Raw genomic sequence first — 570 nt, 5'->3', positions numbered from 1 at the left:
AAAGTACCGATGAATGCCGCGGCGCGCTTCTTTGGGCGAGGTATACTCGTGCAAGTAGACTTCCTCATACTTCAAGCTGCGCCATAGTCGTTCCGTAAAGATGTTATCCACAGCACGATTCTTTCCATCCATGCTGATTCGGACTTGGTTGCTATTCAGCAACTCGATGTACTGTGAACTGGTGAAATGACTGCCCTGATCACTGTTCATAATTTCGGGCCGGCAAGCGCTCAGCGCACGACTTACAGCCTCCAGAACAAAGGGCAGTTCCAGGCTCTGATCCAACTGCCAATCGATCACGTATCGCGAGTACCAGTCCAAGATCGCTACCAGATACATCCAACCGCTCTGCAGCCGGATATACGTGATGTCGATCCCCCACACCTGGTTCACACGGTCGATCGTCAGCCCGCGCAGCAAATAGGGAAAGATGCGATGCTGCAAATTGCGCTTGCTCAGGTTGGGGCCGGGATAGATCGCCGCCAGTCCCATTTCTTGCATGTATTTTTGAACGGTATTGCGATGGACTTTCACTTCCTCTCGATTCAGAATCGCTGTGATCCGCCGGGA

General features: G+C 52.3%; 1 protein-coding gene. It reads right to left on the bottom strand.

Going from position 1 to position 570, the window contains the following annotated elements; translation table 11 throughout:
* Positions 1–570: IS3 family transposase (locus FS806_RS25320; protein WP_144942124.1), on the bottom strand; the 570-nt coding region annotated here is incomplete at both ends.

This window comes from Paenibacillus sp. 32O-W, assembly GCF_007679495.1.
Classification (GTDB): domain Bacteria; phylum Bacillota; class Bacilli; order Paenibacillales; family NBRC-103111; genus Paenibacillus_L; species Paenibacillus_L residui.
The sequence above is the reverse complement of the archived record's forward strand: the minus strand, read 5'-3'. Positions and strand labels throughout refer to the sequence as shown.